This window comes from Secundilactobacillus folii (genome assembly GCF_009720675.1).
Taxonomy (GTDB): domain Bacteria; phylum Bacillota; class Bacilli; order Lactobacillales; family Lactobacillaceae; genus Secundilactobacillus; species Secundilactobacillus folii.
Genome location: NZ_WNJO01000003.1, coordinates 1 through 14,146, shown reverse-complemented (window position 1 = coordinate 14,146; position 14,146 = coordinate 1). Strand labels below are relative to the sequence as shown.

General features: G+C 44.4%; 11 protein-coding genes. 7 read left to right on the top strand and 4 right to left on the bottom strand.

The annotated features are described in order from the left end of the window. Positions 1 to 369 precede the first annotated feature (369 nt). From GM612_RS03135 to GM612_RS03110, 6 genes are all read left to right on the top strand, one after another. Positions 370 to 1,539: an aminotransferase class I/II-fold pyridoxal phosphate-dependent enzyme gene (locus tag GM612_RS03135; RefSeq protein ID WP_155430942.1), complete on the top strand. Its 1,170-nt coding sequence runs from the start codon at positions 370 to 372 to the stop codon at positions 1,537 to 1,539. Positions 1,540 to 1,552: 13 nt separating this feature from the next. Next, positions 1,553 to 2,554 carry a D-2-hydroxyacid dehydrogenase gene (locus tag GM612_RS03130; RefSeq protein WP_425500327.1) on the top strand — a complete coding sequence of 334 codons (1,002 nt, stop codon included), beginning with the start codon at positions 1,553 to 1,555 and terminating at the stop codon, positions 2,552 to 2,554. A 113-nt stretch (positions 2,555 to 2,667) separates the two neighbouring features. Continuing rightward, positions 2,668 to 3,423: an alpha/beta hydrolase gene (locus tag GM612_RS03125; protein ID WP_173021205.1), complete on the top strand. Its 756-nt coding sequence runs from the start codon at positions 2,668 to 2,670 to the stop codon at positions 3,421 to 3,423. A gap of 25 nt (positions 3,424 to 3,448) precedes the next feature. Continuing rightward, positions 3,449 to 4,204 carry a matrixin family metalloprotease gene (locus tag GM612_RS03120; RefSeq protein WP_155430939.1) on the top strand — a complete coding sequence of 252 codons (756 nt, stop codon included), beginning with the start codon at positions 3,449 to 3,451 and terminating at the stop codon, positions 4,202 to 4,204. Positions 4,205 to 4,437: 233 nt separating this feature from the next. Beyond that, positions 4,438 to 4,728, top strand: a complete 291-nt coding sequence (locus GM612_RS03115) for a hypothetical protein (RefSeq protein ID WP_155430938.1) — start codon at positions 4,438 to 4,440, stop codon at positions 4,726 to 4,728. A gap of 18 nt (positions 4,729 to 4,746) precedes the next feature. Beyond that, the gene (locus tag GM612_RS03110) at positions 4,747 to 5,247 is read left to right on the top strand and encodes an alcohol dehydrogenase (RefSeq protein WP_246147523.1); all 501 of its coding nucleotides are present in this window, start codon (positions 4,747 to 4,749) and stop codon (positions 5,245 to 5,247) included. Between the two features lie 175 nt (positions 5,248 to 5,422). On the opposite strand, the gene GM612_RS03105 is transcribed toward GM612_RS03110, so the two are convergent. The 4 genes from GM612_RS03105 to serC form a co-directional block, all read right to left on the bottom strand. Beyond that, complete coding sequence (locus GM612_RS03105; RefSeq protein WP_155430937.1) at positions 5,423 to 7,477, bottom strand: mucin-binding protein; 2,055 nt, start codon at positions 7,475 to 7,477, stop codon at positions 5,423 to 5,425. Beyond that, positions 7,449 to 8,969: a BglG family transcription antiterminator gene (locus GM612_RS03100; protein WP_155430936.1), complete on the bottom strand. Its 1,521-nt coding sequence runs from the start codon at positions 8,967 to 8,969 to the stop codon at positions 7,449 to 7,451. The genes GM612_RS03105 and GM612_RS03100 overlap by 29 nt, the downstream gene beginning before the upstream one ends. A gap of 856 nt (positions 8,970 to 9,825) precedes the next feature. Beyond that, on the bottom strand, positions 9,826 to 10,989 hold the full coding sequence (locus GM612_RS03095) for a phosphoglycerate dehydrogenase (protein WP_155430935.1): 1,164 nt from the start codon (positions 10,987 to 10,989) through the stop codon (positions 9,826 to 9,828). Between the two features lie 27 nt (positions 10,990 to 11,016). Next, positions 11,017 to 12,093: a 3-phosphoserine/phosphohydroxythreonine transaminase gene (serC, locus tag GM612_RS03090; RefSeq protein WP_155430934.1), complete on the bottom strand. Its 1,077-nt coding sequence runs from the start codon at positions 12,091 to 12,093 to the stop codon at positions 11,017 to 11,019. Positions 12,094 to 12,694: 601 nt separating this feature from the next. Here serC and GM612_RS03085 point away from each other — a divergent pair. Next, positions 12,695 to 13,891: an NAD-dependent formate dehydrogenase gene (locus GM612_RS03085; RefSeq protein ID WP_155430933.1), complete on the top strand. Its 1,197-nt coding sequence runs from the start codon at positions 12,695 to 12,697 to the stop codon at positions 13,889 to 13,891. Positions 13,892 to 14,146 lie beyond the last annotated feature (255 nt).

Sequence of the window (14,146 nt, the reverse complement as noted above, 5' to 3'; positions counted from 1 at the left end):
GGACTTACATGTAAGGCTACTTCGGCATAATTTACGGCCAAGACCGCCGCCAATTCTGCCAAAGTAGCCTTACACTCCAGTCCTTAACCGCCTTGCTTCGCACTCTGGTCTTGCTTCCCCCACATTAAAATGCTATGATAAAACTAATCTATTCAAAGAGGTAGTCCATTATGTTGAAAATCGCACTCTCTCAACCGAATAGTTCTTATTACTTTTGGTTTTTCCAGAATTGATCTGTGAGAAGCCAGAAGCATTTTGTGATTAAATGCTAAAGACCACGCAGATCAGCCATTGACTGCGTGGGTTAAAACCCTTGGACCCGTGCAGTCATAGACTGTACGGGCCTTTTATCTTTTAGGAGGAATTACAATGAGTCGATTATCAGATAGCATGAAACACGAGCTGAAACAGATTCAACCCTCATCCATTTTGAAGTTTAACCAGGAGATCTCCGCGATTCCCGACATGGTTAAGCTCACCCTTGGTGAACCCGACTTTAATACGCCTGAACACGTTAAACAAGCCGCTATTCGCAGCATCGAAAACAATGAAAGCCACTACACCAATTCCCGCGGGACGGAAGGTCTTCGTCAAGCAGCCTCAAAATTTTTGCATGATAAATACAATGTGAACTATGATCCCGACACTCAAATGTTAGTGACTACAGGAGCCACTGAAGGAATTTTTTCATCGCTGACAGCTATGTTAAACGCCGGTGATTCGGTCATCATTCCAACGCCAATCTTTCCAGCCTACATCCCCGTCGCCATTCTAAATGGTGCTAAACCAATCTTTTTGGACACCTCTGATAATGGCTTTATTCTGTCACCCGAAAAATTGAAGGCCACTATTGAGGCTAACAAGGATACCGTTAAAGCAGTTGTCTTAAACTTCCCATCTAACCCAACTGGCGTGACTTACAGTCGAGAAGATCTGCAAAAGATTGCTGACGTTTTGAAACAGTACAACATTTTTGTGCTCAGTGATGAAATTTACTCGGAATTAACTTATGGTGAGAAACACGTTTCCATGGGTGAAATTTTACCTGAACAGACTGTACTGCTAAATGGGGTTTCTAAGTCCCACGCCATGACCGGCTGGAGGATTGGACTGGTCTGTGGTCCAGTTGACGTTATCAACGAGATCGGCAAAGTTCACCAGTTTGCGATTACTTCAGCGACTGCTAACGCTCAGGCTGCGGCAGAAGAAGCCTTTAAGAATGGTCCGGATGATGGGATTGCCATGCGTCAGATTTACCAGAAGCGCCGTGACTTATTATTGAAAGGCCTTCAAGAAGCTGGTTTCGAGTGTGCAAGTCCAAAGGGTGCTTTCTACTTATTTGCTAAGATTCCGGCTAATTTGAATCAGGATAGCGTGGCATTTTGCTACGAGTTGGCTAAGGAAGCCAAGGTTGCCGTGATCCCAGGGGCTTCATTTGGCCCCGGCGGTGAAGGCTATGTTCGTATCAGTTACGCTGCCAGCACGGAAGACCTGAAGAAGGCCATTGAACGGATTCAAGAATTTGCCAAAGTTAAGTAGGAAGAAGGAAACGATTTTGAAATTTTTATTTTACCACGCACGTCAGGACGAATTAGTTGCCGTTAAAGAATGGATGACCCAGCATTCAGACGTTCAAGTCGATACCAATGAGGTGCCGTTAAATGAAGAGACGGTTGAGTTGGCTAAGGGTTATGATGGGATCGTGATTCAGCAGCACGGGGCGATTTCGTCACCCAAAATTTATCAGCGACTACATGAATTTGGCATCAAGCAAATCACATTGCGGATTACCGGCTACGAGATCATTGATTTCAAACTAGCCGCTGAAAATCAGTTGGTGGTGACCAATGTTCCTGCGTATTCACCACGTTCGGTCAGTGAATTGGTATTAGCTGACGTGATGTATCTGATCCGTCATCTGGGAATTACCCACGAACGTGAAAATCGGCATGATTTTACCTGGAATGGGTTGGAAGCTAACGAGATTCATAATCTAACGGTCGGCATTATCGGCGCTGGTAAAATTGGTAGTGCCGTGGCCCGGATTTTTAAAGCGCTGGGGTCAACGGTCATTGCTGCTGATCCGATCCACCGTCCGGAACTTGGTGACACACTCACCTATACCGATCACGAAACGGTCTATCGGACGGCCGATATTGTCACGATGCACACACCGCTCACGGATGAAACGAACCACATGATCGATGCTAAAGTGTTTAAAATGATGAAGCCCACGGCATTCCTGATCAATGCTTCCCGGGGTCCGGTGGTCGTGGCTCAGGACCTTGTGGACGCCCTAAAGAATCACGAAATTGCAGGTGCTGGAATTGATACTATTGAAGGTGATAACCAGTTGGTCAGTCAAGATTGGTCTAGCCGAGATGACTTCAATAATCCCCAGTTGGATGAACTGCTGAAGATGCCAAACGTCAGTGTCAGCCCACACATTGGCTTTTACACGGATGACGCGGTTTCTAACATGGTTTCGATCGCCTTAAATGATGTGCTGACGATCGTTAATGGTGGCGTTAGTCGCCATCAGGTCACTGAATAAAGATTGACAAAAAATCGTACTCCTACTTCTAAAGTGGAAGTGCGATTTTTTGCGTGGAATAGTGTAAAATGAGTCTAACGAGCAATTCACAAGTATTTTTAGGCGGTGAAAAAATGGATCTTCCAAAGGCATTTTACTTTCAGGGTGGCCCCCAGGCGGTTATCTTGCTGCACACTTTTTCTGGCACGCCAAATGACGTTCGTGTTTTAGGACGTAGCCTGCAGAAACTAGGTTACACAGTACTTGGACCCATGTTTACGGGTCACGGTACAGCGGATCCTAAACAGATTTTCATGCAGGGGAAACCAGAGATTTGGTGGCAGGACACTATCAAAGCGCTTCATCAATTAGAAGTCGATGGGCACCAGCAAATTGCAATTTTCGGTGAATCACTTGGCGGCTTGTTTGCCATGAAAGCACTCGCGGAATTTGATGAGGTTATCACTGGCGGCACGATTGACACGCCACTGTTTGAGGTGGATAAATCCCGGGTTTCTCAGCGGTTCCTCAAAGAATGTCAAAATTGGTATACTAAGTTGCAGTTGCCGGAAGCTGAGATTAATGATAAGATGCGGTTCTTATCGCACCACATAAATGAGATGCTAGCGGCCATTTCAGAATATACGGTACCCGTCCACGATTCCTTAGCAGGATTGACCAAGCCGGTGTTTATTGCTCAGGCTGAAGCCGATGAATTACTTGACCGAAGTATTGGACAGCAATTGGCGGATTACTTGGCGCCCACCGCTCCGGTAACCCTGAAACGTTATCCTGGGGCACCTCATGTGATGACGTACAGTGAACAGGGACGGCAACTGGCAAAAGATATTGGCGCTTTTTTAACGCAAATTATGCCTATTAAGGCATGATTTTTTTGGAAACGGAGGAATCGTCATGCGTCACTGGATGATTTTAATGCTGACAACGATTATCGGTGTCATTGGTTTTAGTACGATTGATGCGGCGCAAACAACCGTTCAGCCCTCAGCAAGCGTATTATCGCGTTCCAGACATTACTATCTTGCCCATGAAGATGCGCTTCTAAACCTGTACGACATCGATCAGGGCTTTCAAACGGCATTTGACAGCCACAACAAGGTTTGGGTGTATGATCAGACGCGGCAACCGCCACTTGCTAAGTCAATTCGGGTGGCTGAAAACAACTGGAACCACGCTTTGGGGAAGAAAGTTTTCGTCAAGGGTTCCAAACGGCATCACACTTTGGTTGTCAAGCTAACAACCAATCATCAAAATCAACAGTCTGCAGAAGTCGCGTGGTGGCAACCTCTGAGTCAGACGGTTTTGATCGATCAAAATGCTTATCTGGGTGAGAAACAAACGATTAGTAAATACATGAAGGCTAATGTTGCACGTTCCGGCGCAGATGATACAACAGCAGTCGACAGCTTGATTGATGCATCGGTGGCGAATACGGCCCGTCAGGTTGAGTACGCGAGGATCATCACTCATGAATTTGGCCACGTTCTTGGATTACTGCATTCTAAAAAAGCGACGGACCTGATGTATGCCGGCTTAAGTTTCACAGATATTTATCAGTATGCAAAAGTTGTTCAGCCTCAAATCTGGCAGAATCCGCTGAGCAAGATGGATATCAATCGTGGTAAATTAGCGCTAAAACTGATTACTTAAAAATGAATCAACAGACCAATTTTTCCATTTGGAATAATTGGCCTGTTTTTTATCTTTAAGTAACATTCTCTCTGGATTCCACTGATATTAATGATGCTAGCGGGTCGTCACCATTTTTTTCAATTTTTTCTAAAAAAGTGGGAGACAAGGTATCCCCAAACCCGTTGAAATTAAGGGCTTTCAGCGTAGTATGAGAAGTGAAATACAACTTTATTTAGAGGGGGTCGAGCACTATGAATCGTTTACAGCATACATCCAAGTTTGGTTATCTCGGGAGTGCTTTTCTAATAGCGTTTTCCTTTGGTCTAAGCTATTTGCCAGTAGTGGCCAATGCCGCCACGGCACATATGACTCAGCAACATCGAGATGCAGTGACCGAAGCCGTTTTTGTTGGCATCGGTTTGCTGTTATGCCTATTTGGCTTATTTGAAATGGATCTCTATCGTGCTCGGCACCCTCGTCAAATTAAGCACACCGAAGTTTCTGATTCTGACCTGACACCGTCAGCGTCTACACAGCATTAAATTGGGGGATTGATGACTATGAAACGAATCGATTTGACGAACCATCGCTTTGGCCGGTTAACCGTGACTGCATTTGCCGGGAGTGGTAAAAACGGTAATGCACAATGGAAATGCCGCTGTGACTGCGGAAAAGAAGTGGTGGTTGATAGTTACCTGCTGAGGAAGGGTTATACGAAGTCGTGTGGCTGTCTGCGACGCGAACGTGGTCGTGAGGTGATGCAGACTAACGACCGGCTAATTAAAAACCGGGCTAAAGTGGCGAACTTACTGCAGGTGGATGGGACAAGTGTCGTGTCAATTATGAAACGGCGACGGACAAATAAATCGGGAGTCACAGGTGTTTCCTATGATACCCGTTCAAAACGTTGGGTGGCCCGTTTAATGATTCGTGGGCAGTACGTTTTGAATCATAGTTATCTGACTTTTGCGGATGCGGTCAAGGCTCGCGAAACAGCAGTCAAGGTCAACTTAGGTGACATTTTAGCTGAACGAGATGATTTGGCAGCCTATGAAGGATAATAATTAAGAGTTAAAAATGAATAATGAGCTTTAAAAAAGGCGACGCTAATTTTGAATTTAGCGTCGCCTCTTATACATACTTCTAAATTTTAATTCACCACAAAAACACTTGACGAATATCAAGTGTTTTTAATAATCTTATTTTATCAGCTTATTTTGACCTTTTGTAATTGTGCTATGCTCGAGCGCCAAGGTTGATCTTACCAGAAATGCTAATGAAATAAGCCGCTAAACCAGAGTTGTTTGAACCTCCGCCACCACCATTTGCAGCGGCATGGCTGCCAAAGGTTTGACCATTATTGACAACGTTTTGTCGATGAGTCTGAGAACTTCGTTGAGCATCGTTCACGTTGGTTGTCATAATGGCACTGTTTGACGCGATCGTCTGGTGTTGAGCGTTTCGGTTTTGACTGTTAGCACGATTGGCGTTATTTTGGTTTTCATTTTGCCGAGCACTTGAAGAGTTGGCAGCGTTAGTGTTTGAACCATTGTCTTGATTAGCCGTTTGAGAAGCGGCACCTAGTTGAGCCACGATTGGCATTGTATTGTGCTTAAAAGGATTAGTTGCCTGACTTATTTGCGTAACTTTAACGGTGAAGGCCATATTAGTCCCATCAAAACGGGTATTCCCTTTGACACCATTACTCAAAATAACATAGCCAGAATCACGTAAATGGTTCAAGTCAGACTGCATTTCAGACCGAACCAACTCGCCAGTTTGACCAGTATAAGTGGTTTGGCTGACAGGTTGACCGCTGTTATTGATGACTGTCACCGTTGCAGTTGGGGTAGCGGTTGGGTTACTTGGCTGTTCTCTGAAGTTAGGTGTCACTATCGTTGAGCTTTCAGTCGGTCCGAGAGTAGAGTTACCTTCTGTTGGCACAGTAGTCGATGCTCCACCAGTTTGATTGGTATTATTGCGATTAGGCGTACTGGAAGTACTTGGTGCGTGCCCGTTAACTGTATCCGTGCTGGTGTCGGTAGTTGTTGCACTATTGTGCTGATCAACTGTCGTAGTAATCAAATGATTCTGACTTGTTGAACCAGCATATTGAGCAATTAGCTGAGCAGGCAATTCATCCCTAGTGAGGTAGTAGCTATAAACCACATCGTTGGTATTTTGAATCGGCGTGGTTTGCGCTGTGGTCGTCCAGTTTGACGTATCAATATCTACCGCAGTTGTGCCAGCTTCTGGCTGATAGTAATAGTTAACCACGATGGGGTTCAAGTCCGTACCTGATTTAACCGTTTGCTCAATCGTACCAATCGAGTTATCGCTGACATGGTTAAATTTATACCCGGCAAACGGGATGACAAACGAATTAGTCTGATATGATTGGCCAACGTTTGCCTTTGAGGTGTCCATTGAATACCCCCAAAGCCTTTTGTTGTTTGACATATCAATGTAGTTCACGTCAATCGGAGACAGTGGCATGTAATTCAAATTCAGTGTGGCATCGTTAGTCGTGAAACTAGCCGGTACATCAGTATTAACGTTGCCGACATATCCGTAACCAGGCACCTCTGGAATGTAGAGGTTCTTGTCAGTAATCGATGTCCCAATTGCATATGGATATTCGCTGGTGTTTAGCAGTGAATGAGTGAGACCATCGAAGGTATTGATCGTGAGCTTGCCAAAAGTTGAGGCAGTTTGGGTATTACCGTTCGTTTGAGTTGTTGATGAACTGTTCTGACCATTATTTTGAGTGGCGTTTGGTTGCGTTGCTGAACTTGATGTGTTTGAACCAGAGTTTGTTGAAGTTGAGGAACTGTTCGAGCTGGCGTTAGCTGTTGAACTACTGGTATTAGTTGAACTTGAAGTACTAGATGATGAATGAGAAGCATCACTCGAACTAGCTGGATCCGTTGATTTAGGATTGCCAGCTGAGGTTGAATCACTTGTGGCGCTCGATGAACCTCTACCAAGCGGGTTCGAACCATTGCCAGAGTTTGTTGAACTTGTAGACGATGACGAGTTATTCGAAGTGGTCGTGTGAGGATCGTTACCAAAGGAACCATTCACAACACCAGACAGTGAGCCATTATTGGGACTAGTGGCCGTTGTTACCGAAGTTGTACCCTGCTGATTGTTTGGTGTAACAACAACTGTGGTAGGAGTACCATCTTGGGCGTGAACCTGCTGTTGTTGCAGTTGAAAACCAGCTAGCACAGTGGCCGAGAATAGGCAAGCTGCTAACCATTTACTTTTGGCGGTTTTGCTGAGGCTCATTCGTGTCACTTCCTTTCGTACTAACGTCTTGATCTGGAAATAATTGCGGCAGTTTGCTGCGCTTGGTGTCAAGAATTAAATCAGCTAGGTTTGACCAATCTACCGGAGTTGGCGGGTCTTGCCAGATCACTTGAGTCTGTTTAACTTTTGGTGAATGAAAATCTGAAATGTAAATATCTGTATCAGGGGTTAAATGCCTGTCAATGATGAGGTGGGCGTGATTGAATGCGTCAAGCGAACCAATCACGTAGTTGGTATATAACACGCCCTGAGAAAAGTCCACGCAAATGTGTACTTGGTCACGCATCAGTGCAGGCGGAATAGAATTGATCAGTGCAAACATGTAGCTAAAATAGAGGTTAATCGCCATTTTCTGAGTTAGACGCACATCTTTTCGCTGCTGAATCTTAGTGATATTATGCGATACAGCAACGTCGAAAGCAGGGTACAAGTCGGCAAAAAAGTCAACTTGACCTGGATCGATAAAGGTCGTCGGTTCAATATAAAACGTCGTGAACTGAAAATGAATGCTAAGTAAACTTTCTTTAAGTGAACTGTCATTAATGAAGTGAGTTGTCAGTAGCACATTACTATTCTTGATCTCAGCCATAAACTGTTCAGTCAGTTCATTAACGGCTGGGATATTTCTCGCCATCTCGCGCATCTTGTCAAATCCCAAAAAGCCTTGCGCAACTAAAAAACTGTACAAATAATCGAATTCCGTTTGATCCAGTTTGAGCTGGTCTGCTAAAAGGTCTTGAAGCTGAGCCATCATTGATTGACTGGCCGCCGTTGGTTTGATCTGCAGTTGGCCCTTTTCCACTGGATGTTTGTTAAGCATTCGTAACAGCCAGACACGTAGGAACGTTGACAGCTTGGTTTCTTGAGTAGGGTTTAAATGATCAGGCAACTGGGATTGAATAGCACTGATCATATCAGCAACCAAGGGGTTTAGTGGTTCAAAGGGATCTGACACGCTGTTATACATGGTGTAGTACAGTTGAAACAAGTGCAAGCGGATAGTAAATTCGCGGCTTGCATAAAGGCTACTAGCTTGATAGAAATGATGGTCTTTCAAGATATCTTCCAGCGCATCCAGTGAACGGTAGAACACCGAACTGCTCATGAAATTAGCAGCCACATACTCTTTTTTGGTATATAGGTTGGCGTAGAAAAATTGGTATTCAAGTGCGGTAAATAATGGTGAACGATTTAAATATAGGAGTGCAACTTTTTGTAATTTAAAAGAATTTAACCCGAATGCTTGCCATTGACCCCTGTTTGGTTCGTCTAAATAACATGGCTCCCCCTTTGAAATAAGTGCAAGGTCTGCGTTCATGCTCTCAAAATATTTATTGATTTGATACGTCGTTAGAGACAATGATTGCGTAAGCTCTTCTTTATTCAACGTTTGGTCAGGCTGCTGGGTAAAACGGGTCAAAATGTTGTAACAAATGTTGTCATTTTTCGACAGTAAAAACGTGTAGTCCATGGGCTCCCATTCCAATCATTTTCCTTTTTACCCTTCCACAATAAATTATACCTTATTATAGATTTTTTTCTAGCGAAGTACACAAGTTCACGAAGATGTGTTACTCCATTTTTTTAAAAAAATTCAAAAAAAGTGGAATATGAAACCCATTGTATTTACTGCAACCACGGGCGATAATTAAATCGTATTAAAGGTGCTCTTGCTTAAATATTCTATGCAGCAACTTTCTGGCTAGAGTTTTAATACGGGGGTCCCACTTTAAAATCTGAAATGCGTCTAAGCTTTGATTTGTTTAAGTAACAATTAATTGGCGGACACAGGATGCTGGAGAGAGCATCGAGACACTGTTGGTCACACCTGAACGGTAGGGGTTAGTCGCATTTCAAATTTTACTTAGCTGTACTTGCCATATTGCGGGGGCAATGTGGCAAGCTGCAACACATATATACAACGCTCCGGTGATGACGAATCATTGCAGCGTCGTGAAGGCGAACGTTACTGCTATTTTATTGCAATGGGTCTCCAACCTTTGCACCTTTCCAAAATCGCCTTCACACCAACATAAACTTTGCACTGCGTTCCCCAACAATTTGCAAAGTTGTCATATTAGGCAAATCGGTTTGCACTGGGTAGGGACAGCGCAAACCGGTTTTTTTCTTGATCTGTTATGCAAGAAGTGTGTCAAAATACCTTTCTTGACCATAAAAGCCAATAGCGTTGCGGATTCCAAGCTGGATATCCGCGACGCTATTGGTTTTCATTCTGGAACTTAACCGAGTCTTGACGGACTATCGCGTAATTTCATTTAGATCTGCAAAAAAACAAACTTGAATTAATGCCGATACGGCTGAACTGCCTACTTTCGTAACAACCTTGCCCGATACACCGCGTCGATATGGCTAAGACAATCGATAATCTCACCATCGTGTTTTTGAAGGTGTTGAACGTCGATGATCGTATAGGCTACTTTGTCTTTGGCAGCGTTGCTCATGTTTTCAATGTTGATGTTGGCGTCAGCCAGTGCGGTGGCAATTTGGCCAACCATGTTGGGAATGTTTTGGTGCATGACAGTGATTCGGTAAGGGGTATTAAACGGTGCAGAAAGATTCGGCAGGTTGACACTGTTGAGGACGTTGCCGGTTTCCAGAAAGTCCATGATTGTTTCAGCCCCTTGAACCGCACCATTAGTTTCGGCTTCACCAGTTGAACCGCCGATATGGGGAGTGATCACGACGTCTTGACGGTTTAAAATTTCGTCACTGCCAAAATCAGTGAAATAGCCCTTTGCGTGTCCGCTGTCCAAAGCTTTTAACATCTCAGTGTTATTGACGATTCCGCCACGGGCAAAGTTAAAGACGGTGACGCCATCCTTCATGGCACTCAAGGCTTTGGCACCAATCATACCAGTGGTTTCTTCATTCTTGGGTACGTGAACCGTGACGTAATCGGCATTTTTCAGGGCTGCGTTTAACGTTTTGGCCCGCTTGATTTTGGTTGAAATGCGCCATGCAGCATCTGATGACAAATAGGGGTCGTAACCGATCACTTGCATACCTAATTGGCTAGCAGCATTGGCGACTAACGATCCGACGTGGCCGACACCGATCACTGCCAACTGTTTGCCCAGTAGTTCAGTGCCATTGAACTTTGTCTTGTCCCGCTCAGTCCGCTTGGAAATATCGGCACCGCTATTATGGGCGGCATAGTCTGCTGCAGCAAATAAATTTCGTGATGCCGCGACCAGCATTGCCATCATCAGTTCCTTGACCGCGTTGGCGTTACTGCCGGGTGTCGTGAACACCGCAGTTCCATTGGCGGTTGCTTTATCCAACGGGACGTTGTTAAAGCCCGCACCAGCCCGCACAATGACCTTTAAGTTCTTGGGAAAGACCTGCTGGTGGAGATCAACGGACCGGATCAAATAAGCATCGGCATCATCGGTTTGGTTGATTTGATACTGGTCTGTAAAGCGGTCAAAGCCGGCTTGTACAATTGCATTATAAGTTTTCACTTGATACATTATTTTTGCCCCCTAAATGAATTAAAATTACATTTCTTTTTCAAAGCGGTAAAGTTCATTGACGAGTGCCTGAACACCTTCAAACGGCATGGCGTTATATAGGCTAGCTCGTAAGCCACCAACGCTTCTGTGACCCTTTAAATTCATTAAACCGTGAGCGGCCAAATCATCAACCACTGCTAAGTCTAACTTGGCGTCCCCAGTCATGAATGGGATGTTCGTCAAGGAACGGTCTTGGTGCTTGACCGGATTATTGAACAGTGTGGACTGGTCTAAAAAGTCATAAAGCAGGCTGGCCTTTTTTTGATTGCGGGCCTGCATCTCATCGATTCCACCGACTTTCTTCAACCATTTAAGGGTCAAGCCAGTGGCGTAAATGTTGAAGACGGGCGGCGTGTTTGGCATCGAATTCTTCTTGGCAAATAATTGATAGTTAAATACACTGGGGATTCCGTCCACTTCTTTGATCAGTGATTTCTTAACGATCACGATTGTCACACCGGCGGGGCCAAGGTTCTTTTGGACGCCAGCAAAGATTAAATCGAAATCCGCCACGTCGTATTTTTGTGCCATAATGTTTGATGACATGTCTGCTACCAGCGGCACGTGGTTAGTTTTTGGTAGCTCATGATAGGCGGTACCCTCAATCGTGTTGTTGGTGCAGATGTGCAGATAATCGTAGGTGTCGTCTGGCATAGTCATGGTCAGTGCGGGTAGCCGGTCATAGTGCGTTGCCTTTGTGGTGGCTAGCGTATCAACTTTGTAGCCCAACTGTTTTGCCTCTTCACCAGCTTTTGCCGCCCAGTGCCCGCTGTCTAATAGTGCGATTCGGTGGTGATCAGTCGCCAGATTCATAGGGACAGCGGCAAATTGACCAGTGCCGCCACCCTGAAAGAACAGTACCTCATAATCGTCTGGGATCTTCATCAGATCACGCAGATCTGCTTGTACAGCGTTGATGATGTCATCAAACATCGATGAACGGTGGGAAATTTCCAAAATACTCATGCCACTTCCCTGCAGTGAAGGAAGTTCGTCTTGAATCTGGGTGATTACTTCATTGGGTAACGTTGCCGGTCCAGCAGCAAAATTATAAACAGTCATGGCACTAGCCTCCAAAAATAAATAGAAATTAAAAGCCCTCACAGCAGACACTGTGAGGGCGCTTAGTCCGAAATATTGACGGCCTCACAGTTGAAATTAATTCAAGTCTGCAAGACCTTTTATGTAAGCAAAAACGGGTCTACACAGATATGGCTGTAGACCAGGAGGATGATACTGTTTGCATGTTGTTGATTTTAATCACGTTAGCATTCCTCCCTTTCTTTAATTAAAATCTAACAGAAGCGGATAAACTTGTCAACGTTATTTTTCTATTGTTGCTGGAATAAAAACGGTTATTGAACTAAAAAGTTGAGATTACCAAGCATTATCCTCTATTAATTCATTAGGATATCATTAAAAATAGATCGATATTTTTTTAAGCATTTCCGCTGCTAAAACCAGAGCTATTCTTCCTGAAAAAATAGGCAATTCAGCCAAAGTTATCTCATTTAAAATATATAATTTTTTTAGCTTTACAGGCTAACCTTTCAAACTTAGTCAAGGTGATTGCCACGGGAATTTAATGAAAGCGATTGCAATATTGTGCTACACTTATAACGTCGGGGGTTGTGGAGTCAAGTTTAAGAAAGGCGTGTTTATAATGACAAAAGTTTTAGCTGTCTTGTATCCGGACCCTGTTGATGGGTTCCCGCCAAAGTACGTTCGTGATGATGTCCCGAAGATCACCAAATACCCTGATGGTTCAACCGTCCCAACCCCTGAGAGTATTGATTTCAAGCCCGGAGAGCTCCTTGGAAGTGTTTCTGGTGCCCTTGGGCTGAAGAAGTATTTGGAATCTAAAGGTGTGGAGTATGTCGTAACTTCTGACAAGGAAGGTCCCGATTCGGTTTTTGAAAAGGAGCTTCCCACTGCTGACGTAGTGATTTCCCAGCCATTCTGGCCAGCTTATTTGACTGCTGAGCGAATCGAAAAAGCTAAGAATCTTAAGTTAGCTATTACCGCTGGAATTGGTTCTGATCACGTCGATTTAAATGCTGCTAATGAACATAATATTACCGTTGCTGAAGTGACGTATTCAAATAGTGTTAGTGTGGCCGAAGCTGAAGTTATGCAATTATTAGCTCTGGTTCGGAATTTCATTCCGGCGCATGATATCATCAGAAACGGCGGTTGGAACATTGCTGACGCCGTTGCTCAAGCCTATGACATCGAGGGCATGACAGTGGGAATCATCGGTGCTGGTCGAATTGGTCGGGCCGTTATCGAACGCTTAAAGCCATTTGACGTTAAGTTGGTTTATAACCAACGCCATCAATTGCCTGCGGACGTTGAGAAGAAATTTGGTTTGACCTACTATCCAGATGTCCACGAAATGGTTAAAGTTGTTGACGCAGTGGTACTTAATGCGCCACTGTACGCCAACACTTACCACATGTTTGACGATGACCTGATTGCAACGATGAAGCGTGGTGCTTATATCGTTAATAACGGTCGTGGTGAAGAAGTCGATCGGGATGCAATTGTCCGGGCACTTAACTCTGGCCAGTTAGGTGGGTACTCAGGTGATGTTTGGTATCCACAGCCGGCACCAGAGGATCACCCATGGCGAACGATGCCACACGAAGCGATGACTCCACATATGTCAGGGACTACGTTATCTGCTCAAGCACGTTATGCTGCCGGTGCTCGAGAAATTCTGGAAGACTTCTTGGAGAATAAGCCGATCCGTCCAGAATATCTGATTGCCGAAGGTGGTAGCTTAGCCGGAACCGGCGCTAAATCCTACGAAGTTAAAAAGGGTCAGAAATCACCTGGTAGTGGGAACGAGGATAACTAGTTTCGAAGTTAAATGACTGGTATTTTTTAATTGTTGATATTATGCTGTCAAAGCATTTCTGATGTTAATTTCTAAAAGTGAACAACCGGTTGGTAGAGGCCTTTGTGCTTTTTATCAGCCGGTTTTTTAATACGAGTGGGATTTGGTGGAGGTAGGTTTCGAATTTTGACAGCCTGTGGAATACGTTAACTTAGCTTTAACTCAACGTAAAAGTAGCTGTTTAAAAGTACTGCTGAGTGGATACACAAATTTTTT

What these genes read in the sequence shown, in the direction of transcription:
- GM612_RS03095 (WP_155430935.1), bottom strand. Translation starts at nt 10,989, where the DNA reads ATGTATCAAGTGAAAACTTATAATGCAATTGTACAAGCCGGCTTTGAC.
- serC (WP_155430934.1), bottom strand. Translation starts at nt 12,093, where the DNA reads ATGACTGTTTATAATTTTGCTGCTGGACCGGCAACGTTACCCAATGAA.
- GM612_RS03110 (WP_246147523.1), top strand. Translation starts at nt 4,747, where the DNA reads ATGAAACGAATCGATTTGACGAACCATCGCTTTGGCCGGTTAACCGTG.
- GM612_RS03125 (WP_173021205.1), top strand. Translation starts at nt 2,668, where the DNA reads ATGGATCTTCCAAAGGCATTTTACTTTCAGGGTGGCCCCCAGGCGGTT.
- GM612_RS03135 (WP_155430942.1), top strand. Translation starts at nt 370, where the DNA reads ATGAGTCGATTATCAGATAGCATGAAACACGAGCTGAAACAGATTCAA.
- GM612_RS03105 (WP_155430937.1), bottom strand. Translation starts at nt 7,477, where the DNA reads ATGAGCCTCAGCAAAACCGCCAAAAGTAAATGGTTAGCAGCTTGCCTA.
- GM612_RS03120 (WP_155430939.1), top strand. Translation starts at nt 3,449, where the DNA reads ATGCGTCACTGGATGATTTTAATGCTGACAACGATTATCGGTGTCATT.
- GM612_RS03085 (WP_155430933.1), top strand. Translation starts at nt 12,695, where the DNA reads ATGACAAAAGTTTTAGCTGTCTTGTATCCGGACCCTGTTGATGGGTTC.
- GM612_RS03100 (WP_155430936.1), bottom strand. Translation starts at nt 8,969, where the DNA reads ATGGACTACACGTTTTTACTGTCGAAAAATGACAACATTTGTTACAAC.
- GM612_RS03115 (WP_155430938.1), top strand. Translation starts at nt 4,438, where the DNA reads ATGAATCGTTTACAGCATACATCCAAGTTTGGTTATCTCGGGAGTGCT.